The sequence below is a fragment of the Sphingomonas morindae genome (genome assembly GCF_023822065.1).
Classification (GTDB): Bacteria; Pseudomonadota; Alphaproteobacteria; order Sphingomonadales; family Sphingomonadaceae; genus Solisphingomonas; species Solisphingomonas morindae.
The window spans coordinates 515,275-538,085 of record NZ_CP084930.1 but is presented as its reverse complement, the minus strand read 5'-3'; the positions used below and the strand labels follow the sequence as shown (position 1 = coordinate 538,085).

At 72.5% G+C, this 22,811-nt stretch carries 24 protein-coding genes; 12 read left to right on the top strand and 12 right to left on the bottom strand.

Annotation, left to right across the window (positions count from 1 at the left end; all coding sequences use genetic code 11):
- Positions 1 to 6: 6 nt before the first annotated feature.
- The gene (gene purC / locus LHA26_RS02615) at positions 7 to 786 is read right to left on the bottom strand and encodes a phosphoribosylaminoimidazolesuccinocarboxamide synthase (RefSeq protein ID WP_252167204.1); all 780 of its coding nucleotides are present in this window, start codon (positions 784 to 786) and stop codon (positions 7 to 9) included.
- Between the two features lie 213 nt (positions 787 to 999).
- Here purC and LHA26_RS02610 point away from each other — a divergent pair, with 213 nt between their 5' ends.
- Genes LHA26_RS02610 through LHA26_RS02595 form a run of 4 tightly spaced genes read left to right on the top strand, consistent with a single transcriptional unit; the run spans position 1,000 to position 5,523 of the window.
- Positions 1,000 to 1,965: a bile acid:sodium symporter family protein gene (locus tag LHA26_RS02610; protein ID WP_252168274.1), complete on the top strand. Its 966-nt coding sequence runs from the start codon at positions 1,000 to 1,002 to the stop codon at positions 1,963 to 1,965.
- A gap of 47 nt (positions 1,966 to 2,012) precedes the next feature.
- Positions 2,013 to 3,407, top strand: coding sequence for a threonine synthase (gene thrC / locus LHA26_RS02605; protein ID WP_252167203.1), 1,395 nt, complete (start codon positions 2,013 to 2,015; stop codon positions 3,405 to 3,407).
- Positions 3,404 to 4,633 (top strand): M16 family metallopeptidase, encoded by a 1,230-nt coding sequence (locus LHA26_RS02600; RefSeq protein WP_252167202.1) that lies wholly within the window; start codon positions 3,404 to 3,406, stop codon positions 4,631 to 4,633. The genes thrC and LHA26_RS02600 overlap by 4 nt, the downstream gene beginning before the upstream one ends.
- Positions 4,630 to 5,523, top strand: a complete 894-nt coding sequence (locus LHA26_RS02595) for a class I SAM-dependent rRNA methyltransferase (RefSeq protein ID WP_252167201.1) — start codon at positions 4,630 to 4,632, stop codon at positions 5,521 to 5,523. The genes LHA26_RS02600 and LHA26_RS02595 overlap by 4 nt, the downstream gene beginning before the upstream one ends.
- Here the strand turns inward: LHA26_RS02595 and LHA26_RS02590 are convergent.
- Positions 5,501 to 6,529 (bottom strand): DUF3667 domain-containing protein, encoded by a 1,029-nt coding sequence (locus LHA26_RS02590; protein ID WP_252167200.1) that lies wholly within the window; start codon positions 6,527 to 6,529, stop codon positions 5,501 to 5,503. The genes LHA26_RS02595 and LHA26_RS02590 overlap by 23 nt on opposite strands.
- Positions 6,530 to 6,713: 184 nt before the next feature.
- Between LHA26_RS02590 and LHA26_RS02585 the strand changes: the two genes are divergently transcribed.
- Positions 6,714 to 9,089, top strand: coding sequence for a TonB-dependent receptor (locus LHA26_RS02585; RefSeq protein WP_252167199.1), 2,376 nt, complete (start codon positions 6,714 to 6,716; stop codon positions 9,087 to 9,089).
- Positions 9,090 to 9,093: 4 nt separating this feature from the next.
- Here LHA26_RS02585 and LHA26_RS02580 read toward each other — a convergent pair whose 3' ends face one another.
- The 3 genes from LHA26_RS02580 to LHA26_RS02570 are packed head-to-tail and all read right to left on the bottom strand — an operon-like array spanning position 9,094 to position 10,702.
- Positions 9,094 to 9,723: a heme exporter protein CcmB gene (locus LHA26_RS02580; RefSeq protein ID WP_252168273.1), complete on the bottom strand. Its 630-nt coding sequence runs from the start codon at positions 9,721 to 9,723 to the stop codon at positions 9,094 to 9,096.
- Positions 9,723 to 10,289 carry a heme ABC exporter ATP-binding protein CcmA gene (gene ccmA, locus LHA26_RS02575; protein WP_252167198.1) on the bottom strand — a complete coding sequence of 189 codons (567 nt, stop codon included), beginning with the start codon at positions 10,287 to 10,289 and terminating at the stop codon, positions 9,723 to 9,725. The genes LHA26_RS02580 and ccmA overlap by 1 nt, the downstream gene beginning before the upstream one ends.
- Positions 10,289 to 10,702 carry a metallopeptidase family protein gene (locus tag LHA26_RS02570; protein WP_252167197.1) on the bottom strand — a complete coding sequence of 138 codons (414 nt, stop codon included), beginning with the start codon at positions 10,700 to 10,702 and terminating at the stop codon, positions 10,289 to 10,291. Before LHA26_RS02570 ends, ccmA begins: the two co-directional genes overlap by 1 nt.
- Before the next feature lie 83 nt (positions 10,703 to 10,785).
- On the opposite strand from LHA26_RS02570, the gene LHA26_RS02565 reads away from it, so the two are divergent.
- The 3 genes from LHA26_RS02565 to LHA26_RS02555 are packed head-to-tail and all read left to right on the top strand — an operon-like array spanning position 10,786 to position 13,252.
- Complete coding sequence (locus tag LHA26_RS02565; protein ID WP_252167196.1) at positions 10,786 to 11,556, top strand: ATP-binding cassette domain-containing protein; 771 nt, start codon at positions 10,786 to 10,788, stop codon at positions 11,554 to 11,556.
- Entirely contained in the window at positions 11,553 to 13,064 is a 1,512-nt protein-coding gene (locus tag LHA26_RS02560) for an ABC transporter permease/substrate-binding protein (protein ID WP_252167195.1), read from the top strand. The genes LHA26_RS02565 and LHA26_RS02560 overlap by 4 nt, the downstream gene beginning before the upstream one ends.
- Positions 13,064 to 13,252, top strand: coding sequence for a DUF4169 family protein (locus LHA26_RS02555; RefSeq protein WP_252167194.1), 189 nt, complete (start codon positions 13,064 to 13,066; stop codon positions 13,250 to 13,252). Before LHA26_RS02560 ends, LHA26_RS02555 begins: the two co-directional genes overlap by 1 nt.
- Positions 13,253 to 13,257: 5 nt before the next feature.
- Here LHA26_RS02555 and LHA26_RS02550 read toward each other — a convergent pair whose 3' ends face one another.
- Complete coding sequence (locus tag LHA26_RS02550; protein ID WP_252167193.1) at positions 13,258 to 13,524, bottom strand: HNH endonuclease; 267 nt, start codon at positions 13,522 to 13,524, stop codon at positions 13,258 to 13,260.
- Positions 13,521 to 14,579, bottom strand: coding sequence for a DNA topoisomerase IB (locus LHA26_RS02545; protein ID WP_252167192.1), 1,059 nt, complete (start codon positions 14,577 to 14,579; stop codon positions 13,521 to 13,523). Before LHA26_RS02545 ends, LHA26_RS02550 begins: the two co-directional genes overlap by 4 nt.
- Positions 14,580 to 14,694: 115 nt before the next feature.
- Between LHA26_RS02545 and LHA26_RS02540 the strand changes: the two genes are divergently transcribed.
- Positions 14,695 to 15,237 carry a type 1 glutamine amidotransferase domain-containing protein gene (locus tag LHA26_RS02540; protein ID WP_252167191.1) on the top strand — a complete coding sequence of 181 codons (543 nt, stop codon included), beginning with the start codon at positions 14,695 to 14,697 and terminating at the stop codon, positions 15,235 to 15,237.
- On the opposite strand, the gene LHA26_RS02535 is transcribed toward LHA26_RS02540, so the two are convergent.
- Positions 15,215 to 16,570, bottom strand: a complete 1,356-nt coding sequence (locus LHA26_RS02535; protein ID WP_252167190.1) for a putative O-glycosylation ligase, exosortase A system-associated — start codon at positions 16,568 to 16,570, stop codon at positions 15,215 to 15,217. The genes LHA26_RS02540 and LHA26_RS02535 overlap by 23 nt on opposite strands.
- The gene (locus LHA26_RS02530) at positions 16,563 to 16,700 is read right to left on the bottom strand and encodes a hypothetical protein (RefSeq protein WP_252167189.1); all 138 of its coding nucleotides are present in this window, start codon (positions 16,698 to 16,700) and stop codon (positions 16,563 to 16,565) included. Before LHA26_RS02530 ends, LHA26_RS02535 begins: the two co-directional genes overlap by 8 nt.
- Before the next feature lie 132 nt (positions 16,701 to 16,832).
- Between LHA26_RS02530 and LHA26_RS02525 the strand changes: the two genes are divergently transcribed.
- Positions 16,833 to 18,086, top strand: a complete 1,254-nt coding sequence (locus LHA26_RS02525) for a TIGR04063 family PEP-CTERM/XrtA system glycosyltransferase (protein WP_252167188.1) — start codon at positions 16,833 to 16,835, stop codon at positions 18,084 to 18,086.
- Positions 18,087 to 18,098: 12 nt separating this feature from the next.
- Positions 18,099 to 18,872 (top strand): hypothetical protein, encoded by a 774-nt coding sequence (locus LHA26_RS02520; protein ID WP_252167187.1) that lies wholly within the window; start codon positions 18,099 to 18,101, stop codon positions 18,870 to 18,872.
- Here the strand turns inward: LHA26_RS02520 and LHA26_RS02515 are convergent.
- Together LHA26_RS02515 and LHA26_RS02510 are read right to left on the bottom strand one after the other, a co-directional pair.
- Positions 18,847 to 19,203, bottom strand: a complete 357-nt coding sequence (locus LHA26_RS02515) for a hypothetical protein (protein WP_252167186.1) — start codon at positions 19,201 to 19,203, stop codon at positions 18,847 to 18,849. The genes LHA26_RS02520 and LHA26_RS02515 overlap by 26 nt on opposite strands.
- A complete protein-coding gene (locus LHA26_RS02510) occupies positions 19,200 to 19,391 on the bottom strand; it encodes a hypothetical protein (RefSeq protein WP_252167185.1) in 192 nt (63 codons plus the stop codon). The genes LHA26_RS02515 and LHA26_RS02510 overlap by 4 nt, the downstream gene beginning before the upstream one ends.
- A gap of 93 nt (positions 19,392 to 19,484) precedes the next feature.
- On the opposite strand from LHA26_RS02510, the gene LHA26_RS02505 reads away from it, so the two are divergent.
- Complete coding sequence (locus LHA26_RS02505; protein WP_252167184.1) at positions 19,485 to 20,132, top strand: S24 family peptidase; 648 nt, start codon at positions 19,485 to 19,487, stop codon at positions 20,130 to 20,132.
- A 15-nt stretch (positions 20,133 to 20,147) separates the two neighbouring features.
- Here LHA26_RS02505 and mutS read toward each other — a convergent pair whose 3' ends face one another.
- Positions 20,148 to 22,709 (bottom strand): DNA mismatch repair protein MutS, encoded by a 2,562-nt coding sequence (gene mutS / locus LHA26_RS02500; protein WP_252168272.1) that lies wholly within the window; start codon positions 22,707 to 22,709, stop codon positions 20,148 to 20,150.
- Positions 22,710 to 22,811: the final 102 nt, after the last annotated feature.

Sequence of the window (22,811 nt, the reverse complement as noted above, 5' to 3'; positions counted from 1 at the left end):
GCCCGATCAGCGGCCGCGCTTCTTCCGGTGCGTCTCCATGTCGAGCACGGGATTGTCGTCGCCCTCGGGCAGCAGGCCGAGCCGGCGCGCCACCTCCTGATAGGCTTCCACCTCGCCGCCCAGATCGCGGCGGAAGCGGTCCTTGTCGAGCTTCTCGCCGGTCGCCATGTCCCACAGGCGGCAGCCATCGGGGCTGATCTCGTCGGCCAGGATCACGCGCGAATAGTCGTTTTCCCAGATCCGGCCGAACTCGAGCTTGAAGTCGACCAGCCGGATGTTGATGCCCGCGAACAGGCCGGTGAGGAAGTCGTTCACGCGAATCGCCATGTCGGCGATGTCGTGCATCTCGTCCTGGCTGGCCCAGCCGAAGCAGGCGATATGCTCGTCCGACACCATCGGATCGCCGAGCGCATCGTCCTTGAAATAGTATTCGATGATCGTCCGGGGCAGCTGCGTGCCTTCCTCGATCCCGAGCCGCTTGGAGATCGAGCCGGCGGCGACGTTGCGCACCACCACCTCGATCGGCACGATCTCCACCTGGCGGATCAGCTGCTCGCGCATGTTGAGCCGGCGGATGAAGTGGGTCGGCACGCCGATATTGCCGAGCATGGTGAAGACATGCTCGGAAATCCGGTTGTTGAGCACGCCCTTGCCCGAAATCGTGCCCTTTTTCTGAGCGTTGAAGGCGGTGGCGTCATCCTTGAAATATTGGATGAGGGTGCCGGGCTCCGGGCCTTCGTACAGGATCTTGGCCTTGCCTTCGTAGATCTGGCGGCGGCGTGCCATCGATATGGGGCTCCTCGGCCTCGAAATAGCGACGCCCCGCATCGACGGACCCGGACGGGCACGCGGGCGGGGCGGTTCGCGCCGGGCTATAGGCCAAAGCCGCGGCCCGCGCAATCTGAGCCGCAGCGTCCGATGCCCGTGCGGGGGACGGAAAAGCGTCTCGTCTGAAGACGGTTGCGTCGCGCCGCCCCGAGGCCGATAGGCGCTGCCATGCTGGCCCGTCTGCGATCGCTGTTCGATCCCTTTCTGCTCGCGCTGCTCGCCACCGTGCTCGCGGCGACGCTGCTGCCGGCCACCGGCACCGCCAAGATCGTGTTCGACTGGCTGGGCGATATCGCCATCCTGCTGCTCTTCTTCCTGCACGGCGCCAAGCTTTCGCGCGCGGCGATCATCGAGGGCGCCGGCAAGTGGAAGCTGCATCTGGCCGTGCTCGCCACCAGCTTCCTCCTCTACCCGCTGCTCGGCGTGGCGGCGCGCGCGGCGGTGGCGCCGGCGGCGCCGGTGATCGCCGACGGGCTGCTCTTCCTCACCCTGCTGCCCTCGACGGTGCAGAGCTCGATCGCCTTCACCTCGATCGCCGGCGGCAATGTCCCCGCCGCGATCGCCAGCGCCAGCCTGTCCAACATCGTCGGCATCCTCGTCACGCCGTTGCTGGCGGCGCTGCTGATGGGCGCGAGCGGCGGCGGCGGCACCGCCGATTCGATCCTCAAGGTCGGCGGTCAGCTGCTGCTCCCCTTCCTCGCCGGCCATTTCGCCCGGCCGCTGATCGGCGGCCTGGTCGAGCGGCACCGCGCGCTGGTGTTCCGCGTGGATCGCGGCTCGATCCTGCTGCTCGTCTATTCGGCCTTTTCGGCGGCGGTGGTGGAGGGGATCTGGCGCCGCACCGATGTCGGCGGGCTCGCGCTGGCGGCGCTCGGCGGGCTGGTGATCCTGGCGCTGGTGCTGTGGCTGAGCCGGCTCGCCGCGCGGCGGCTCGGCTGGCCGGTGGCGGACGAGATCGTGCTGCGCTTCTGCGGGTCCAAGAAGAGCCTGGTGTCGGGCGTGCCGCTCGCCGCCGCCATATTTCCCGCCGGCCAGGCGGGCATGTTGCTGCTGCCGCTGATGATCTTCCACCAGATGCAGCTGATGATCTGCTCGGTGCTGGCACGCCGCTACGCCGAGGCGGCACCGCGCCGCTGAGCCGGTTCGGCTTGCGCGCGCCGGCCGGCCTCTATAACGCGCGCGCGATGCGATACATCTCCACCCGGGGCCAGGCGCCCGTGCTCGGCTTCAAGGCCGCCACCCTCGCCGGGCTTGCCTCCGATGGCGGTCTCTACGTGCCCGAGGCCTGGCCGCGCCTGTCCGAGGCGGCGATCGCCGATCTCGCGGGCCGCTCCTATGCCGAGACGGCGGCGATCGTGCTCGCGCCCTTCATCGGCGACGCGCTCGATCCCGCGACGCTGCGCGAGCTGTGCGAGACGGCCTATGGCCGGTTCGCGCATCCCGCCGTCACGCCGCTCGTCCAGCTCGATGGCCAGCACTGGCTGCTCGAGCTGTTCCACGGCCCCACGCTCGCCTTCAAGGATGTGGCGCTCCAGCTGCTCGGCCTCCTGTTCGAGCGTTTCCTGGCGGGCGGCGATCGCCACCTCACCATCGTCGGCGCCACCTCGGGCGATACCGGATCGGCGGCGATCGAGGCGGTGGCCAACCGCGCCCATATCGACATCTTCATGCTCTATCCTGATGGCCGCGTGTCGGACGTGCAGCGCCGCCAGATGACGACGGTGGACGCGCCCAATGCCCACAGCATCGCGATCGACGGCGATTTCGATACCGCCCAGGCGCTGGTCAAGGCGCTGTTCGCCGATCGCGCCTTCGCCGATCGGGTCGGGCTGGCGGCGGTCAACTCGATCAACTGGGCGCGGCTCGCGGCGCAGGTCGTCTATTATTTCTACGCGGCGGTGCGGCTCGGCGCGCCGGGCCGGCCGGTCGCCTTCTCGGTGCCCACGGGCAATTTCGGCGATGTCTTCGCGGGCTATGTCGCGGCGTGCATGGGCCTGCCGGTGGCGCGGCTGATCGTCGCCACCAATGTCAACGATATCCTCCACCGCGCGCTGGCGCGGGGGGATTATTCGGCGGGCACGGTGGCGCCCACCGCCACCCCCTCGATGGACATCCAGGTCTCGTCCAATTTCGAGCGGCTGCTGTTCGATCTGCACGGGCGCGATGCCGGCACGCTGGCCGGGGTGATGCGCGGCTTCGAGGCGACGCGCGCCATGGCGATTCCCGAGCCGGTGCGCGCCCGCGCCGGTCTTTTCAGCAGCGCGCGCATCGATCATGCCGCGATGGTCGAGGCGATGCGCTGGGCGCATGGCGCCGGCACCATCCTCGATCCGCACAGCGCCATCGGCCTGGCCGCCGCGCGCGCGGCGGGGCTCCCGCGCGAGGTGCCGCTGGTCACGCTCGCCACCGCCCATCCCGCGAAGTTCCCCGAGGCGGTCACTTCGGCGATCGGCACCGCGGCGCCGCTGCCGGCGCGGCTCGGCGCGCTGATGGAGGGGCGCGAGCATGTCACCCATCTCCCCGCCACGCTCGACGTGATCCGCGAGTTCGTCGGTACCCGCACGCGGGTGGCGGCATGAGCGCGCGCCTGCACCGGCTCGCCAACGGGCTCACCGTCGCGGTCGAGCCGATGGCCGGGGTCGAGACGCTCGCCGTCGGCCTCTATGCCGATGTCGGCAGCCGCTCCGAGCCCGATGGGCTGACCGGCCTTGCCCATATGGTCGAGCATATGGTGTTCAAGGGCGCCGGCGGCCGCGACGCGCGCCAGATCGCCGAGGCGGCGGAGGATGTCGGCGGCCAGCTCAACGCCTGGACCTCGCGCGATACCACCACCTTCCACGCGCGGCTGCTGCCGGGCGATCTCGCGCTCGGCATCGATCTCATCGCCGATCTGGTGCGCGCGCCGCTGTTCGATGGCGAGGAGCTGGAGCGCGAGAAGCAGGTCGTGCTTGCCGAGCTGGGCGAGGCGCGCGACACGCCCGACGATATCGTCTTCGATCATCTCGCCGCCGCCGCCTATCCCGGCCAGGTCTATGGCCGCCCGGTGCTGGGCGAGGAGGAGACGATCGCCGCGATCCAGCGCGATCATCTCGCCGCCTGGCTGGCGGACCAATATCGCCCCGCCGGCCTCACGCTCGCCGCCGCCGGCAAGGTGGACGAGGATGTGCTGCTCCGGCTCGCCGAGGCGCGGTTCGGCGATCTTGCCGCCGGCGCGCCGCCCGCCTTCGCGCCCGCGCGCTTCGCGGGCGGCACCGTCACCGATCAGCGCCGCTTCGATCAGGTCCATGTCGCCTTCGCCTATCCCGGCGTCGACCAGCGCGATGGCGCGCTCCACGCGCTCAACCTGTTCGCGGGCGCGGCCGGGGGCGGCATGTCCTCGCGCCTCTTCCAGGAGGTGCGCGAGGCGCGGGGCCTGGCCTATTCGATCTACGCCTGGGCGCAGACCGCGGCCGATACCGGCCAGCTCGGCGTCTATCTCGCCGCCGCCCGCGCCGAGGCGCCGCGCGCCTTCGCGCTCGCCCGCGACGTGCTCGCCCGCACCGCGGAGACGCTCGACCAGGCCGAGCTGGATCGCGCCAAGGCCCAGGCCAAGGCCGGTCTGCTGATGGGGCTGGAATCGGTGCAGGCGCGCTGCGATCATCTCGCCCGGCAGATCCAGGTCCATGGCCGCGCCGTGCCAGTGGGCGAAAGTGTCGCCGCGATCGATGCGGTCGATCTCGCCGCCGCGCGCGCCGCCGGCGCCGCCGCGCTCGATGGCGCGCTCGCCACCGCCAGCGTCGGCGGCAAGCTGGCGCGGGTCGCGTGAGCGGGGATCGCCCGCTCGCCACGCTCGTCGCCGAGCCCTGGGCCGATTATGGACTTGTCGATAGCGGCCATGGCCGCAAGCTGGAGCGCTATGGCCGCTTCCGCTTCGTCCGGCCCGAGCCGCAGGCGCTCTGGGCGCCCGCTGCGGAGGAGTGGCGGCACGATGGCGAATTTCTCGGCGCCTCGGACGAGGAGGGCGGCGGCCGCTGGCATCTGGATCGCGGCGTGCCCCGCAGCTGGCCGCTCGCCTGGGAGGAGGTGCGCTTCCACGCCGCCAACACGCCCTTCCGCCATCTCGCCTTCTTTCCCGATATGGCGCCGCAATGGGCGTGGATGCGGGCGCGGCTGCGGCCCGAGGACGAGGTGATGAACCTGTTCGGCTATACCGGCGTCGGCAGCCTCGCGCTCGCCGCGCGGGGCGCGCGCGTCACCCATGTCGATGCGTCCAAAAAGTCGGTCGAGACGGGCAAGGTCAATGCCGAACTGTCCGGCATGGCCGATCGTCCGATCCGCTGGATGGTGGACGATGCCACCAAATTCGCCGCGCGCGAGGTGCGGCGCGGCCGCCGCTATGCCGGCATCATGCTCGATCCGCCCAAATTCGGGCGCGGGCCCACGGGCGAGGTCTGGCGGCTCGAGGAAGGCCTGCCGGGGCTGATCGCGGATTGCGTGCGGCTGCTCACGCCGGAAAGCCGCTTCCTCGTCCTCACCGTCTATGCCGTGCGCATGTCGGCGCTGGCGATCGGCGAATTGCTGCGCCAGGCCACGGCGGCGCTGGGCGGTCGGGTCGAGGCGGGCGACATGGCGGTGCGCGAGGAGGCGCGCGGCCTGTTGCTGCCCACCGCCATCTTCGCCCGCTGGTCGCCCGCTACAGGCTCGACTGCGCCATGATGAGCACGAAGAAGAGCGCGAGCGCGCACAGCGCGAACAGCAGCAGCAGCGCCGTGCGCAGCAGCGCCGAGGCCCGGCCCAGGCCATAGGCCTCGCGCAGCTGCCGGTACATGTGGAAGGGCGGCACGAAGAAGAGCAGGGGCCCCAGGCCGCCCAGGCCGATCGCGCCGGCGATCATCGCCACCACCACCAGCAGCGTCATGAAGCACAGCGAATAGGTGACGAACACGGTGTGATCGTACAGGTGGAAGCGGCGGCTGAAGGGGAAGAGCAGCCACAGGAACGGCACCGAGATCGGGATCAGCGCCCAGCTGTATTTATAGGCATAGGTCTGGATCTTGTAGATGGCGAGATCGGGATTGGCCTGGAACGTCTCGATCGCATGGCGCAGCGGCGCGATCTTGATGTCGAGCGAGAGCGGCTCGTCCGGCGCCGCGCCGGCGCGCGGCGCGGTGGTGGCGCCATAGCGGCGCAGCACCGCCAGCGCGGCGCGCTGCTCGGCCAGCGCCGCATCCATCTCCTGGGTCGGCTCGCCCCGCCCGGCGGCGTCGCGCCGCGCCCGCTCGGCCCGGCCGATGCTCGTCTCCAGCCGCGTCTCGGCGGCGCGCGCCCCCTCCGGGCTGGCGCCGTGCGGCCCGGCCGCCGCATGGTCCTCGGTCGCGTGGAAGACCGTGAACATGAGGAAGACGCAGAACAGGAACAGCGCGATCGGCGAGACATAGCTGGCCCGCCGCCCCGCCACATAGGCGCGGGTCAGCGTGCCGGGATGCCAGGCGAGCAGCGGCAGCGTGCGCCACACGCGGCCCTCGAAATGGAAGACGCCGTGCAGCAGATCGTGGAAGAAGGCGCCCAGCGTGCGATGCACATGCGCCGCCTGGCCGCAGCCATGGCAATGGCTGCCGATCAGCCGCGTCCCGCAATTGAGGCAGGCGCTTTCATGGCTGTGGCCATCGGCCGCCACCGCCTGGCCCTGCGCCGCGCGCATCGTCTCGCCTGCCCCCTGCATATGCCCCCCATCCGCTAGGCCCGCGCGAATGTAGGCGCGCCGGCCGCCGCAGCGCAACGCCGCCGCGCCACAAGCCCCTGTGCAGCGACGGGAATCACTGTATACGGCCAGATACAGAGGTGCCCGCGAGCGGCATTGTGAAGGGGTTTCGATCATGCAGGCACGGCCCGGACAGGCGGCGAGGATGGCGGCTGCGCTGATGATGGCGCTCGACGCGAGCGCCGGGGCGGCGGCTCCGGCCCCCGTCGCGGCCCCGACCGGCGACGCGGCCGACGCCGGGGCCGATCCCGCCCCCGGCCTGGCGCCGGTGATCGTCACCGCGCGCCGCCGCGCGGAGGATGCGCAGCGCGTGCCGGCGGCGCTGTCGGTGGTCGGCGGCGCGCTGCTCGATCAAAGCTACACCACCAACCCGCAGGGGCTGACGGAACTGATCCCCAGCCTCACCTACAGCTCGGCCAATCCGCGCAACACCGCGCTCACCATCCGCGGGCTCGGCTCCAGCGTGGTCGCGGTGAGCCAGTCGAACGACGGTCTCGAGCCCGGCGTCGGCTTCTATGTCGATCAGGTCTATCATGCCCGCCCCGCCACCGCCGCGTTCGACTTCGCCGATATCGAGCAGGTCGAGGAGCTGCGCGGCCCGCAGGGCACTTTGTTCGGCAAGAACAGCACCGCCGGCGCGATCAACATCACCAGCCGCGCGCCCAGCTTCACGCGCGGCGGCTTCGCCGAACTCTCCTATGGCAGCTACAATTACGTCCAGGCGCGCGGTTGGGTAACGGGGCCGCTCACCGATACGCTCGCCTTCCGCCTGTCCGGCGTCTCTACGCGGCGCGACGGCGTGCTCCACAATGTGCGCACGGACAGCGACACCAACACGCTCGGCGCGCAGGCGCTGCGCGCGCAATTGCTGTTCCGCCCGAGCGAGCGGTTCAAGGCGCGGCTGATCGCGGACTTCACCAATTTCCAGGCGGATTGCTGCACCCAGGTCTTTCTGCGCGTCGGCCAGAGCCTGCGCCCCGCCAGCCGCCAGTTCGGCGGCGCGCAGGGGCTCGCCGCCCAGTTCAACTATCAGCCCGCCAGCACCAACCCCTATGATCGCGAAACCGATATCGACGGCCGGGTCGAATCCGACACCAATGAGGGCGGCGTCAGCCTCGCCGCCGACTGGTCGCTCGGCGGGGCCACGCTCACCTCGATCAGCGCCTGGCGCTTCTGGAACTGGGATGCCGAGAATGATCGCGACTATACCGGCTTGCCGGTGCAATTGTCGCAGCACATCCCCTCGCGCCAGGATCAATATAGCCAGGAGATCCGCCTCGCCTCCGATGGCACGCGCCGGCTCGGCTATGTGGTGGGGCTCTATGCCTTTTATCAGCGCATCACCGGCCGTCCGATCAGCATCTACGGCCCCGCCGCCGCGCGCTATCTGATCGGCACCACCACCGGCGCCGCCGCCACCCCGGTCCCCGCCGCGCTGCTCGACGGCTATGCCCAGGATGGCCACACCGATTTCCGCACGCAAAGCTATGCCGCCTTCGGCGAGGCCAATTACCGGCTGCTCCGCGATGTCACCCTCACCGGCGGGCTGCGCTACACCTATGAGGATAAGCAGGGCGATTACGCCACCACCGTATCGGGCGGCCTCGCCACCACCAATGCGGCGCTGCTCGCGGCGCGGCTGTCGGTGCTGCGGCCCCAGGCCTATCACGCCACGGACCATGATGGCAGCGTCTCCGGCCGCGCCAATATCGCCTGGCAGATCCGCCCGACGCTGCTCGCCTATGCCAGCGTCGCGCGCGGCTTCAAATCGGGCGGGATCAACATGTCGGGCCTGCCGCTCGATGCCGCCAACCAGCCCGTGCTCGCCACCGCCGTGGTCCGGCCCGAGCGCAACACCAGCTATGAGGCGGGCCTGAAGGCGCGGCTGATCGGCAACCGCCTCGTCTTCAACCTCGACGGCTTCTACACGCGGGTCCATGATTTCCAGGCGACGATCGTCGATTCCAGCCAGACGGTGGCGCTGCGCGGCTATCTGTCGAACATTCCCGAAGTGACGGTGAAGGGCGTCGAGGCCGATCTCGTCGCCCAGCCCCTGGCCGATCTCGCGCTGCGCGGCGGCCTCGCTTATGCGGACGGCCGCTACACCCGCTATCCCGCCGGCCCCTGTCCGCTCGAGCTGCAGGGCACGGCCACCACCGCCTGCGATCTGTCGGGCCGCCGGCTCGCCTCGCTGCCCCGGCTGGCGGTGACGGCGGGGCTCGATTATGCGCGCCCGCTCGGCACCGGCGCCGTCACCCTGCATGTGGATACGGCGTGGCGCACCGGCTTCAACGGCGATCCCAGCCTGTCGCGCTACACCTATATCAAGGGCTATAACCTCACCAACGCCAGCCTCGGCTATCGCTTCCGCAGCGGGATGGAGGTGCTGGTGTTCGCGCGCAACCTGTTCAACGCCAACTATATCCAGAACCTCACCATCCAGGCGGGCAATTCGGGGCTGATCCTCGCCACGCCCAGCGATCCGCGCGTGGTCGGCGTCACGCTGCGCGTCCGGAGCTGAGCCGTCAGGCGCGCAGCGCGCGCAGCGCCGCTCCGGCGGCGAAGGGCGCGCCCGCCAGCAGCACCAGCGCGGCGGCGGCGAGCAGGCGCGGCGCGGTGGCGCTGTCGGCGGCGCCGAAGATCAGCAGCGGCACCGCCAGCGGCAGCAGCAACAGCCCGGCAAGGCCGCCGGCGCCGCGCAGGCCGGCGGTGAGCGCCGCCACCGTCACCGCCAGCGCGGCGAGCGCCGGGGTGCCGATCGCCAGCGACACTTCCAGCCGGCCGAGCGCGCGCGCGTCCAGCCCGAGCAGCGCGGCGGCGGGCAGGGCGGCGAGCAGCAGCGGCGGGCCGAAGCTCAGCCAATGGCCCAGGATCCGCGCCGCCGCCACCAGCTCGTCGGCGATGCCCCGCGCCGCCAGCTGGTCGAACAGCCCGGCCTCGTGATCGGGCGCGATCAGCCGGTCGACCGGCAGCAGCGCGGTCAGCAGCGCCGCCAGCCACAGGAAGCCCGGCCCCGCGCGCGCCAGCAGCCGCGCATCCGGCCCCACGGCGAGCGGGAAGAGCGCGGCCGCGATCAGGAAGAAGGCGATCGGAAGCCCGGCGGCGGCGAGCCCCGTCCGCAGGTCGCGGGCCGCCAGGCGCAGCACCAGCCGCATCATGACGCCGCTTCGCCCAGCGCCCGCCGGGCGCCCGCCACCCGCAGCGCGACATGGCTGGCGGCGAGCAGCGCGCCGCCGCCCGCGAGATGCGCGGCGATCGCGCCGCCGAGCCGCGCCATCCCCTCCTCGTCCAGGCCGTTGCCGGGCTCGTCGAGCAGCCACAGCGAAGCGCGGCCGGCGATCACCCGCGCGATCGCGGCGCGGCGGCGCTGGCCGGTGGAGAGCAGCCGCACGGGCACGGGCGCGAGCGCGGCGATCCCCATCGCCGCCATCGCCGCCGCCGCGTCGCCGCCGTCCAGCGCCGCCCAAAAGCCCAGCGCGGCGCCCAAGGTCCGGCCGGGATCGAGCGCATGGGCCTCGCCCAGCCAGGCGATCCGCTCCGGCCGCCGCACTTGGCCCGCATCGGGGCGGAGCAGCCCGGCCGCGATCCGCAACAGGCTGGTCTTGCCGCTGCCATTGGGGCCGGTCAGCGTCAGCGCCTCGCCCGGCCCGAGCCGCAGCGAAAGCCCCTCGAACAGCAGCCGGTCTCCGCGCAGACAGGCGATGCCGTCCAGCGCCAGCATCAGCCGGCGGCCGCTTCCAGCGCGGCCATGTCCGCGTCGGACAGGCCGAAATGATGGCCGATCTCGTGGATCACCACATGGCCGACCAGCGCCTCGAAATCGACGCCCGTCTCGGCCCATTCGTCGAGCAGCGGGCGCCGGAACAGCTGGATCATGTCGGGCAGCGCGCCGCTCGCCTCCACGCTCTTCTGGCCGATCGGCAGGCCGGTATAGAGGCCGGTGAGCGCGAAGGCGTCGTCGATGCCGAGCGCGTCGAGCACCGCGTCCGAAGCAAAGGCCTCCACGCGCAGCACCACGCCCTCCAGATGGCGGCGAAAGCCTTCGGGCAATCGCGCGATGGTGGCGCGCGCGATCGCCTCGATCGCCTCGTCGTCGGGCGGCGGCCCCCAGGGCGCAAGCGGGATATCGGCCATGCGCCACGCCTAGCGCGCGATGCGGGCCGCGTCATCCCGTCGCTTTCGCTCGACTTTGCCGCGCCGGCCCGGAATATGGCGCGATGCAGGCGGGTGGGCCCGAAGTGGTGTTCGAGGGCGTGGTCCGCGCCTATGGCGGCGTGCCCGCGCTCGGCCCGCTCGATGCGCGCCTCCCCGCCGGCGCCTTTGTCGCGCTGGTCGGCGCCTCGGGCGCGGGCAAGTCGACGCTGCTGCGCATGGTCAACCGGCTGGTCGAGCCGGACAGCGGCCGCGTCCTGATCGGCGGCGTTCCCGTCGCGGATCGGCCGGCCGCCGCCCTGCGCCGCAGCATCGGCTATGTCTTCCAGTCGATCGGGCTGATGCCGCACATGAGCGTGGCCGAGAATATCCGCCTGCCCGCGCGCGTCGCGGGGGCGGATCGGGGCGTGCCGGCGCCCGATGTGCCCGCGCTGCTCGCGGCGGTGGAGCTGCCCGCCGATTATGCCGGCCGCCGCCCCCAGGCGCTGTCGGGCGGCGAGGCGCAGCGGGTCGGCGTCGCCCGCGCGCTCGCCACCGGCGCGCGGCTGATGCTGCTCGACGAGCCGTTCGGCGCGCTCGATCCCGTCACCCGCGATGCGGTCGGCCGCCGCTATCGCGCGCTGCACGATCGCCTCGGCCTCACCAGCCTGATGGTCACGCACGATATGGCCGAGGCGCTGCTGCTCGCCGATCGCATCCTGGTGCTCGATCGCGGCCGGCTGGTGGGCGAGGGCGCGCCCGCCGATCTGCTCGCCGGCCGCGCCGGCGCGGCGGCGTCCGCGCTGGTCGATGTCGCGCGCCGCCAGGCCGAAGCGATCGCGGCGCTGGCGCGATGAGCGAGATCGCGCCGCTCGCCGCGCAGCATCTGCTGCTCAGCCTCGCCGCGCTCGGCCTGGCGCTGCTGATCGGCGTGCCGCTCGGGCTGGCGGCGGCGCGGCGGCCGCGGCTGGCGGCGGCCGCGATCGGCGCGGCGAGCCTGATCCAGACCATTCCGGGCCTCGCCTTGCTCGCGCTCTTCTATCCGCTGTTGCTGGCGATCGGCCATGGCGTTCCCGCGCTCGGCTTCCTGCCGGCGCTGCTCGCGCTCAGCCTCTATGCGCTGCTGCCGCTGCTGCGCGGCGTGATCGGCGGGCTGCGCGGGGTCGATCCCGCCGCCCGGCTCGCCGCCGATGCGCTGGGCATGACGCGCTGGCAGCGGCTGCGGCTGGTGGAGGCGCCGCTCGCCGCGCCCGTCGCCATGGCCGGGCTGCGCACCGCCGCCGTCTGGACGATCGGCGCGGCGACGCTCGCCACCACCGTCGGCGCGCCGAGCCTGGGCGGTCCGATCTTCGCCGGTCTCCAGACCGAGGACTGGACTCTCGTGCTCGCTGGCTGCCTCGCCGCCGCGGCGCTGGCGCTCGCCGCCGATGGGCTGCTCGCATTGGTCGAGCGTGGCCTCGCCCGGCGCGCGCGGCGGCCACTCGTGGCGGGGCTGATCGGCATCGCCGCCGGCCTCGCGCTGGCGCTCGCGCCGCTGCTGGCGCCGCTGGTCGCGGCGCGCGGGGCGGGGCGCACCGTCACCATCGGCGCCAAGAATTTCTCGGAGCAGTTCATCCTCGCCCGGCTGATCGGCGATTGGCTGGGCCGTGCCGGCTATCGCGTCCGCTATGCCGAAGGCTTGGGCTCGGCGGTGGCGCTCCGCGCGCTGCGGCGCGGCGATATCGATGCCTATGTGGACTATTCGGGCACGATCTGGGCCGATGCCATGGGCCGCCACAGCGTCGCGCCGGCGGCGGTGATGCTGCCCGCGATCGCCGGCTGGCTGCGCCCGGCGGGGCTGGCCGGGCCGCTCGGCTTCGAAAATGCCTATGCGCTGGCGATGCGGGAGGAAAGCGCGCGCCGGCTCGGCATCGCCACGCTCGCCGATCTCGCGCCGCGCGCCCCCGGGCTGCGGCTCGGCAGCGATCTCGAATTCCTCTCCCGGCCGGAATGGCGGGCGGTGGCGGGTGGCTATGGGCTGCGCTTCGGCGCCACCCGGCGCTACGCCCCCAGCTTCATGTATCGCGCGCTCGCCAGCGGGCAGGTGGATGTCATTTCCGCCTTTTCCAGCGATGGCCGGATCGCCGCCCAGCATCTGCGCGTGCTCGCCGATCCCGCCCACCGGCTGCCGCGCTACGATGCGCTGCTGCTCGTCGCCCCGGCCCGCGCGCGCGATCGGCGCTTCCTCTCGGCGCTGCGGCCGCTGCTCGGCGCGATCCCGGTCGACGCGATGCGCGCGGCCAATTATCAGGTGGATCGCGACCGCGACAAGCAAAGCCCGGCGGCGGCCGCGCGCTGGCTCGCCGGCCGGCTGGAGACGCGCTGATGGCCGAGATCGTCAATCTCAACCGCGCCCGCAAGGCCCGCGCCCGGGCCGAGCAGGCGCGCGCCGCCGAGGCCAATCGTGCCCGCTTCGGCCGCACCCGCGCCGCCCGCGAGGCCGAGGCGCGCGAGGCCGAGCGCGCCGCCGCCCGGCTCGACGGCGCGCGCCGCGATCCCCCCGAACGCGGCTGAACGCCTCACCGCCGCCGGCGCGTCGGCGCGTGGAAATCGGGTGGCTTGTCCTTGATCCACGCGAGGAAGCGCGCGATCTCGGGCACCGCCTTCAGCGAGTCGAGCGTCGGATAGCGCCGCGCCAGCTCCTTGGTGGGCACGCTCGCATGAATGGCGCGGTGGCAGATCGGATGGAGCGGCACCGTCTCGCGGCCGCCCGCGCTCTTGGGCACGACATGATGCTGCTCCACCCGCGCGCCCGTCGGACGGCCGCACAGCGCGCAGAGCGTCACGCCGCCTGCCGGTCCTCGGCGGCGCCGGCGAGCGTGTCGAGAAAGGCGATCAGCCCGCGCTCGGCGGGGCTCAGCCAGCGCGTCGGGCGCGGCAGCCGCACCGGCGCCTGGCCCTTCAGCCCGCCGCTCCGCGCCAGCGCGATCAGCGCGGGATGGACATAGCTTTTGCGGCTGATCGCGGGGGTGTTGCCGAGCGCGGCGGCGACCGGCGCGAGCATCGTCTTGAGCTTGATCCCCGCCGGCCCCGCCGCCACGATCGCCTCATAGGCGATCACCGAGGCGGCGAAGGTGCGGAAATTCTTGGCGCTGAACGCCGCGCCCGTGGCCTCGCGCAGATAGGCGTTGACGTCGCTCGAGGTGACGGGGTGGCGCGCGCCCTCGGCATCGACATATTGGAAGAGATGCTGGCCCGGCAGATCCTGGCACTGCCGCGTCACCCGCGCCAGCCGGCGGTCGGCAATTTCCACATGCTGCGGCTTGCCATGCTTGCCGCGATAGCGGAACGTCACCTTGGCGCCAGTGAAGCTGGCATGGCGATCGCGCAGCGTCGTCGCGCCGAAGCTCTTGTTCTCCCGGGCATAGGCCATGTTGCCGACACGCACATGGCCGACATCGAGCAGTCGCACCACCGCCGCCACGGCGGTGCGCTTGGTGGGGGTGCGGCCGTCCAGATCGGCATCCACCCGCTTGCGGATCGCGGGCAGGGCGCGTCCGAAATCGGCGCAGCCCTCGTATTTCTCCGCCTCCTGCGCGGCGCGGAACTCGGGATGGTAGCGATATTGCTTCCGGCCCTTGGCGTCATAGCCGATCGCCTGGAGATGGCCGCTCGGATCGGGGCAGAACCAGCAGCGCTCATAGGCCGGCGGCAGGCCCACCGCGTTGAGCCGGTCGATCTCGGCGCGGTCGGTGATGCGCTGCCCCTCGGCGTCGAAATAGGCCCAGCCATGCCGCGCCTTGCGCCGCGTGATGCCGATGCTGGTATCGTCGATATAGCAGAGCCGGCCGGCGGCCGTCTGGGCGAGATCTTCGGAGGAGAGGCTTGCGGGCGGCGCCATGGTCTTTTCTCGGCAGGGTGGGCTCAGAACGCGACCGGACCGGCCCCGTTCCCGGGAACGCGCCGCCCCCGCCACCCGTTCAGCCGGCCGATCCCCACAAAAGCAGGAGGCCCCCATGCCGAGCATCGACCAAGCCAAGGTGCTGATCATCGCCACCGACGGTTTCGAACAGTCCGAACTCTTCCGCCCGCGCGAGGCGCTGCTCGATGCCGGCGCCAAGGTCACGCTCGCCTCGATCAAGACGGATCCGATCCAGGGCATGGTGCAGGATACCGAAAAGGCCGATACGATCACGCCGGATATCACGCTCGGCCAGGTCCGCGCCGAGGAGTATGACGCGCTGGTCATCCCCGGCGGCACCACCAATCCCGACAAGATGCGGCTGCAGGACGAGGCGCTCCGCATCGTCCGCGATTTCTTCGCGGCGGACAAGACGGTGGCGGCGATCTGCCACGGCCCCTGGCTGCTCGCCGAGGCCGATGTGCTGGAAGGCAAGACGGTGACGAGCTGGCCCTCGGTCCGCACCGATCTGCGCAACGCCGGCGCCGAGGTGGTGGACAAGGAAGTGCAGGTCGATGGCCGGCTCATCACCAGCCGCAAGCCCGACGATATCCCCGCCTTCACCGAGGCGCTGATCAAGTCGATCGAGGCGGCCTGATCCACGGCGCGACCGGGGGCGCGGCGGCGAAGCCGCGCGCCGTGCCCGCCGGCCGCGTCCGCCGCGCCCATTGGCTCAGCCCGATCTCGGCGGCGATCAGCATGAACACGAAGGGCTGGAAGGCGATCGCGACGAAACCGGCGCCGACCAGATAGATGAGATGCCCCTGCTGGAGCGCGCCCGCGAGCGGCGCGATCCACGCCTCGTCGGGCGCGGCGCTGCGCAGGAAGCGACGCCGCAAGAGCTCCATCTGCGCCAGCCCCGCCAGTTGCAGCGCCAGCCACAGGCCGAAGCCGAAAAAGCCCTGCTCGCCGAGCATCTCGAAATAGGCGGAATGATAGGCGCGGCTCTTTTCGTGCGCCACCTCGTCGCCCTCGGCCGTGCCCTTCAGCCGCACCGTCAGCCGGTTCTGGAGATAGGCGTTGAAGCCGCCGCCGCCGGGATGGTCCTGCACATAGTCCCAGGTCCAGCGCCACACCGCCAGCCGCGTCGAGGCGGACTGATCGGCCTGATAGCCCTGGATGGTGTTCATCCGCTCGGTATAGCTGGCCGGCAGCAGCGGCACCGCCACCGCCACCGCCGCCGCCATGCCCCCCATCCACAGCAGCCGGTGGCGGCTGTCGCGCAGGTGCAGCACCGCCAGCAGGCCGATGCAGATCAGCCCGGTCCGCGCCTGGGTGCCGATCGGGATCAGCAGGCAGGCGAAGATCAGCGCGGCGGCGAACAGCGTCACCCGCGCGTCGCGCGGGAAGATCGTGCCGAAGCGCGCCAGCACCAGGATCAGCGGGATGATCGCCACCGCCACGGTCGAGATGATCGATCCCTCGTACAGCCCGGCATTGTTGTCGACCATCAGGTTGAGCATGCCGTAGCCGCCGCCCGAGGCGAGCGTCTTCACCCCGCCGACGATGATGATCGAGGCGGCGGACAGCACCATGAACAGCAGCAGCGCCTCGATCCGCAGCCGGGTGCGCAGCGTCACCGGCAGGAACAGCGCGAAGGTCAGCGCCTTCCACACCCAGCTCCATTTCTCCAGCGCCTCGGTGGGGAAGTCGGCGGTCAGCGTGGTGTAGCCGCACCAGCCCAGCAGCATCAGCATCAGCGCCTGGCGGCCGGACAGGCGCAGCCCGTCATGCTCGTCGCGCAGCGCCCAGCCGCCCAGCGCCAGCAGGAAGAAGATCAGCGAGATCGGCACCGCGTTGAGCAGATAATAAGAGAGGCGCTGCGGCGAGACGATGTCGACATAGACATAGCCGAGCACCCAGAGATAGGGGCGCCGCAGCCCCAGCAGCACGAACACCGCCAGGAACCCGACGAAGAAAAGGTCACGCATCCGGGGCGCGGCCCCAGCGCGCGCGGGCCGGGGCGGGGCCCTCGCGGTCCAGATCGGCGCGGCGCACCAGCCGCCAGGCCGCCAGCAGCATCAGCCCATGGGTGAGGAGGAGCGAGAAGAGATCGATCATCCTGCCCGCGCCCCTTTGCGTCCGCCCCATGTGCCCGCCTTGTGTCTCGGGCTCTTAAGCGCGCGCGGTTGACGGGCCGTTAAGCCCGGTCTGGCAGGAGGGCGGCTCGGATCGCCGCAAAGGGACCGCGCCATGCGCATATTGCACGTGCTTGATCACTCGCTGCCCCTGCACAGCGGCTACAGCTTCCGCACCCGCGCGATCCTGAAGGGGCTGGAAGGCCATGGCGTCACCGTGGCGGGGGTGACGGGCGCGCGCCACGCGGCCGAGACCGCGCTGCCCGAGCCGGGCGAGGAGATGGTCGAGGGGCTGCGCTTCTTCCGGGGCGAGGCCGCGCCCGCCGGGGCGCCGCCGGTGCTGCGCGAGCTTCTGGAGGTGCGCGCCTTCGCCCGCGCGATCGAGACGGCGGCGGCGCGCTTCCGGCCCGATCTGCTCCACGCCCATTCGCCCGTGCTCACCGCGCTCGCCGCGCGCCGCGCCGCGCGCCGGCTCGGCCTGCCGCTGCTCTACGAGATCCGCGCCTTCTGGGAAGATGCGGCGGTCGGCAACGGCACCGGGCGCGAGGGCTCGGCCCGCTACCGCGCCACGCGCCTTCTCGAAACGCGCGCGGTCCGCAAGGCCGATGCCGTGGCGGTGATCTGCGAGGGGCTGCGCGGCGATCTCGTCGCGCGCGGCATCGATCCCGCCAAGATCCTCGTCTCGCCCAATGGCGTCGATCTCGCCCTGTTCGGCGATCCGCCCCCCGCCGATGCCGCGCTGCGCGCGCGTCTCGGCCTCGAGGGCGCCGAGATCATCGGCTTTATCGGCTCCTTCTACGAATATGAGGGGATCGACGATCTGATCGCGGCGATGCCGGCCCTGGTCGCGGCGCGCCCGGCGGCGCATCTGCTGCTGGTGGGTGGCGGCCCCCGCGCCGAGGCGCTCGCCCGCCAGGCCGAGGCGTCGCCGGTCGCGGAACGCATCCATTTCGTCGGCCGCGTGCCGCACCAGGAGGTCGAGCGCTATTACGGGCTGATCGATATCCTCTGCTATCCGCGCAAGCGGATGCGCCTCACCGAGCTGGTCACGCCGCTCAAGCCGCTCGAGGCCATGGCCCAGCGCCGGCTGGTGGCGGCCTCCGATATCGGCGGCCATCGCGAGCTGATCGAGCCCGGCGTCACCGGCACGCTGTTCGCGCCCGATGATCCCGCCGCCATCGCCGCCGCGCTCGCCGGCCTTCTCGGCGATCGCGACAGCTGGGAGGCGCGCCGCGACGCGGGCCAGGCCTTTGTCCGCCGCGAGCGGGATTGGGCCCGCAACGCGGCACGTTATATTCCCGTTTACCGAGAGCTGGCAGAAGGACGGGCCAAGCGGGCCCGCTTTCTTCCCGCCCGGGCCCGAGGTTGAATGGATCGCTCCATGCTGAAGCCGTTGCTCCGCTCCGTCGATCGCATGGCCTTTGAGGGGCCGCTCGCGCTGCTGCTGGGCATCGCCGCCGCCTTCGCGGTGCTCGCCATGCCGGTGACGCTGGTCGATCGGCTCGGCATGGGCGCGGTCGCGGCGATCGCCCGTCCGCTGCTCGCGCTCGCCAGCGGCGGGGCGCTGGGCGGCCTCGCCTATCTCGCCATGCGCCGCCCCCGCCGCCGCCCGGCCGCCGCGCAGGACAGCCTGAGCTGGCACGAGGAGGAGGCGGAGGAGCCGGCCGAGGCCCCGGCCTATCGCGTCCGCCGCGCCGATGCCCATCCCGATGCGCCGCCCCGCGCGCCGATCCGCGCCAGCCGCGATCTCGGCCGGCCGCTGCCGCCCGCCGCGCCCGCGCCCGCGCTGGTGGAGGAGGCCGAGTTCGAGGAGCTGCGCGAAGCGCCCGCCGCCGCCGCCGTCGTCGTCGATGCCGCTCATGCCGATCTCCCGCCGGCACCCGCCATCGTGCCCGCGCCCGCGCCGGCCGCCGAGCGTGCCGGGGAGACGGCGGAGATCCGCGCCATCATCCCGCGCCGCGCGCCCGCCGCCGCGCCGCGCCCGAGCCTGGCCGATATCGTCGATCGGCTCGAGCTGGGCGTCGCCCGCCGGGGCGGCATGGCGCACGGCCTGTCCGCCGCCGCGCTGGACCAGGGGCTCGGCCGCGAGCGGGACCTGGGCGAGGATCTGCGCGCCGCGCTCACCGAACTCAACCGGCTCGCCGCGCGCCGCTGATCGCGGGCAGGGCGGCCGCGTCGGGATCGCGGATCGTCAGCGCCTCGATCGCCAGCACCGGCGCCTCGGCCGCCTGGGCGCGGATCACCGTCAGGTCCGCCACGAAGCCGCCCGGCATCGGCAGGTCGTCCTCGTCCAGCGTCGCCAGCGCCGCCGCCGCGCGCAGCGCCGCGTCCGCACCGTCGAGCCGCACCGTCAGCCGGTGGCGCGCGCCCTCGAAGGTGGCGCTCGCCCAGTCGCGGCTGCGCGCCGCCAGCAGCGTCGCGGGCCCGAGCCGCGCCGCCAGCGCCCGCCACAGCCCGGCCTGCGCGCGCTCGGTCGCGCCGGTCATCGCGCCGCCTCGTCATGCTGGGCGATCCAGGCCTGGACCCGGCGCACCGTCGCCGGCCGCGCCTCGCGCCCGCGCCGGAGATCGTGGACGAACCGCGGATCGCCCACCACCATCCGGCCAAAGCGGGTGGGCGGCATGCCGGTGCGGCGGAGATGGCGCTGGATGAGGAATAGGAGCGGCTGCGACACACTACCTCCAGGAGGGCTTGCGGACTCGAGATGTTCCTATCATGTTCGCGCAATCCTACTTGTCTAGGATTTTTCCTATCCGTAGGAGGACGCATGGTTTTGCCCGATCCCCGCGCGACGCTCGCCGCCCTGATTCGCGATTCGGGGGAGGATTGCGCCTCGCTGTCGCGGCTGATCGGGCGCAATCCCGCCTATGTGCACCAATATCTCCACCGCGGCAGTCCGCGCCGCCTGGCCGAGGCGGATCGCGCGCAGCTCGCCCGCTATTTCGGCGTGCCCGAAACCTGGCTGGGCGCGCCCGAGGCCGCCGCGCCCCCGCCCGCGCCGCTGCGCATCCTGCCCCGGCTCGATCTCGCCGCCTCCGCCGGCCCCGGCGCGGTGGCCGAGGAGGAGCGCGCGCTCGCCGGCTTCGGCGTGTCCGAGGCCTGGCTGCGGCGGAACGGGCTGCGCGGCGATCCCGGCTCGCTGTCGCTGATCGAGGTGCGGGGCGAGTCGATGCGGCCGACGCTGGCGCCCGGCGACGAGATCCTGGTCGATCGCGGCGACGCCGCCGATCGCCTCCGGGATGGTCTCTATGTCGTGCGGCTGAGCGGGGCGCTGCACGTCAAGCGGCTGGTCCGCGCGGGCGCCGCCTTCCGCCTGCTCAGCGACAATCCGGAGGCCGATCCGCTGCTGTTCGACGATCCCGCCGAGGTCACGATCATCGGCCGCGTCCGCTGGGCCGGCCGCCGCTTCGAATGAGCCGCCGGCTCGGGCTCAGCCCTCGGCGGCCAGCGTCTTGAGCCGGTAGAGCGCGTCCAGCGCGTCGCGCGGGCTCAGCGCGTCGGCGTCGATCTCGGCCAGCGCGGCGCGCAGCGGATCGGGGCGCGCCGCCGTCTCGCGCTCGGCCAGCGCGGCGAAGAGCGGCAGCTCGTCCAGCCCCGCCGCGAGGCCGCCGGTGCGGTCGCGGCCCTTCTCCAGCCGGGCGAGCACCTCCTTGGCGCGCGCCAGCACCGGCCGCGGCAGCCCCGCCAGCCGCGCCACCGCCAGCCCGTAGCTGCGATCGGCCGCGCCCTGCGCCACCTCGTGGAGCAGCACCAGATCGCCCTTCCACTCGGTCGCGCGGACATGGTGGAGGCTGAGCGCGTCGAGCCGCCCCGCCAGCCGCGTGAGTTCGTGATAATGGGTGGCGAAGAGGCAGCGGCAGCGATTGGTCTCGTGCACCGCCTCCACCACTGCCCAGGCGATCGCCAGCCCGTCATAGGTCGAGGTGCCGCGCCCGACCTCGTCGAGGATCACGAAGCTGCGCGGCGTCGCCTGGGCGAGGATGGCGGCCGTCTCGATCATCTCCACCATGAAGGTGGAGCGCCCCCGCGCCAGATTGTCCGACGCGCCGACCCGGCTGAACAGGCGGTCCACCAGCCCCAGCCGGGCGGTGGCGGCCGGCACGAAGCTGCCCGCCTGGGCCAGCACCGCGATTAGCGCATTCTGCCGGAGAAAGGTGGATTTGCCGCCCATGTTCGGCCCGGTGACGAGCCAGAGGCGCGACTCCTCGGTGAGCAGGCAGTCATTGGCGACGAAGCGCTCGCCGGCGCGCGCCACCGCCGCCTCCACCACCGGATGGCGGCCGCCCTCGATCTCGAAACAGGGAAAGGGCAGCAGGGTCGGCCGGCACCAGCCGCCCTCCACCGCGCGCTCGGCCAGCCCGGCCGCCACGTCGAGCCGCGCGAGCGCGTCGGCGGTGGCGCAGATCGCGTCGCGGCGATCGAGCGCGGCTTGGGTCAGCGCCTCCAGATGCGCCTGCTCGGCCACCAGCGCATGCGCGCCGGCCTGCGCCACCTTCAGCGCCGCCTCGTGCAGGTCGGGCGCGTTGAAGCGCACCACCCCCGCCAGCGTCTGGCGATGGGTGAAGCCGCTATCGGCCGCCATCAGCGCGTCCGCATGGCGCGCCGCCACCTCGACATGATAGCCGAGCACGCCATTGTGGCGGATCTTGAGCGCGGCGATGCCCGTCTGCTCGCGATACCGCGCCTCGAGCGCGGCGATCGCCCGGCGGCCATCCTGGCTCAGCGCGCGCAGATCGTCGAGCGCCGGGTCGAAGCCGTCGGCGATGAAGCCGCCCTGCGCCGCCTCGATCGGCGGCGTCGGCACCAGCGCGCGGCGCAGCTCCTCCACCAGCGCGCCATGGCCGCGCAGCGCCGGCAGCAGCGTGGCGAGCAGCGGCGGCGGATCGGCCAGCGCGGCGAGCCGGTCATGCACGAGGCGCGCCGCCCCCAGCCCGTCGCGCAGCTGGCCGAGATCGCGGGGCGAGCCGCGCCCGGCGACGAGCCGGCCCAGCGCCCGGCCGATATCGGGAAGCGCGCGCAGGGCGCCGCGCAGCCCCTCGCGCGCGCCGCCCTCCGCCGCCAGCCAGCCGACCAGCGCCAGCCGCGCCTCGATCCGGTCGGCGGCGTTGAGCGGCGCGGCGAGATCGGCCGCCAGCAGCCGCGCGCCCGCGCCCGTCACGGTGCGGTCCACCGCGTCGAGCAGACTGCCCTTGCGCTCGCCCGTCTGGGTGCGGGTCAGCTCGAGGCTGTCGCGCGTGGCGGCGTCGATCGCCATGTGATCCTCGGCGGTGCGCGGCAGCGGCGGCTGGAGGAAGGTGGCCGCGCCCTGCGCGGTCCGCTCGAGATAGGCGAGCAGCCCGCCCGCCGCCGCCAGCGCCGCCGCGTCGAACTGGCCGAAGCCGTCCAGGCTCGCCACGCCGAAGCGCGCCTTGAGCCGCCGCTCGCCCGCCGCCGCCGCGAAATCGCCGCGCGGCTGCTCCACCCCGGCCAGCGTCGCGCCCTCCGCGACGACGATCTCCGAGGGGCCGAGCCGCGCCAGCTCCGCGTCCAGCGCCGCGCGCGCCACGCTCGCCAACTCGAAGCGCCCGGTCGAGATGTCGGCGGCGGCGAGGCCGATCTGCTGCCCCTGCTCGGCGAGCGCGACGAGCCAGTTGGCGGCGCGCGAATCGAGCAGCGCCTCCTCGGTCAGCGTGCCCGCCGTCACCAGCCGGATGATCCTGCGTTCCACCAGCGCCTTGGATCCGCCGCGCTTCTTCGCCTGCTCCGGCGTCTCCACCTGCTCCGCCACGGCGACGCGATGGCCCGCGCGGATCAGCCGGGCGAGATAGGCATCGGCGGCATGGATCGGCACGCCGCACATCGGAATGCCGTCGCCCCGCGCGGTCAGCGCAATATCCAGGCATTGCGCGGCGATCGTCGCGTCCTCGTGGAACAGCTCGAAAAAATCGCCCATACGGTAGAAAAGCAGGCAATCGGACGCCTGCGCCTTGAGCGCGTGGTATTGCGCCATCATCGGCGTGTGCGGAGCGGTCTGGGTCACAGCCTGCCGTTACACAGTTTGGGCGGCGCGCGGCAGATCGAATGCGGCCGATGACGGTTCGGCCGCGACGCGGCT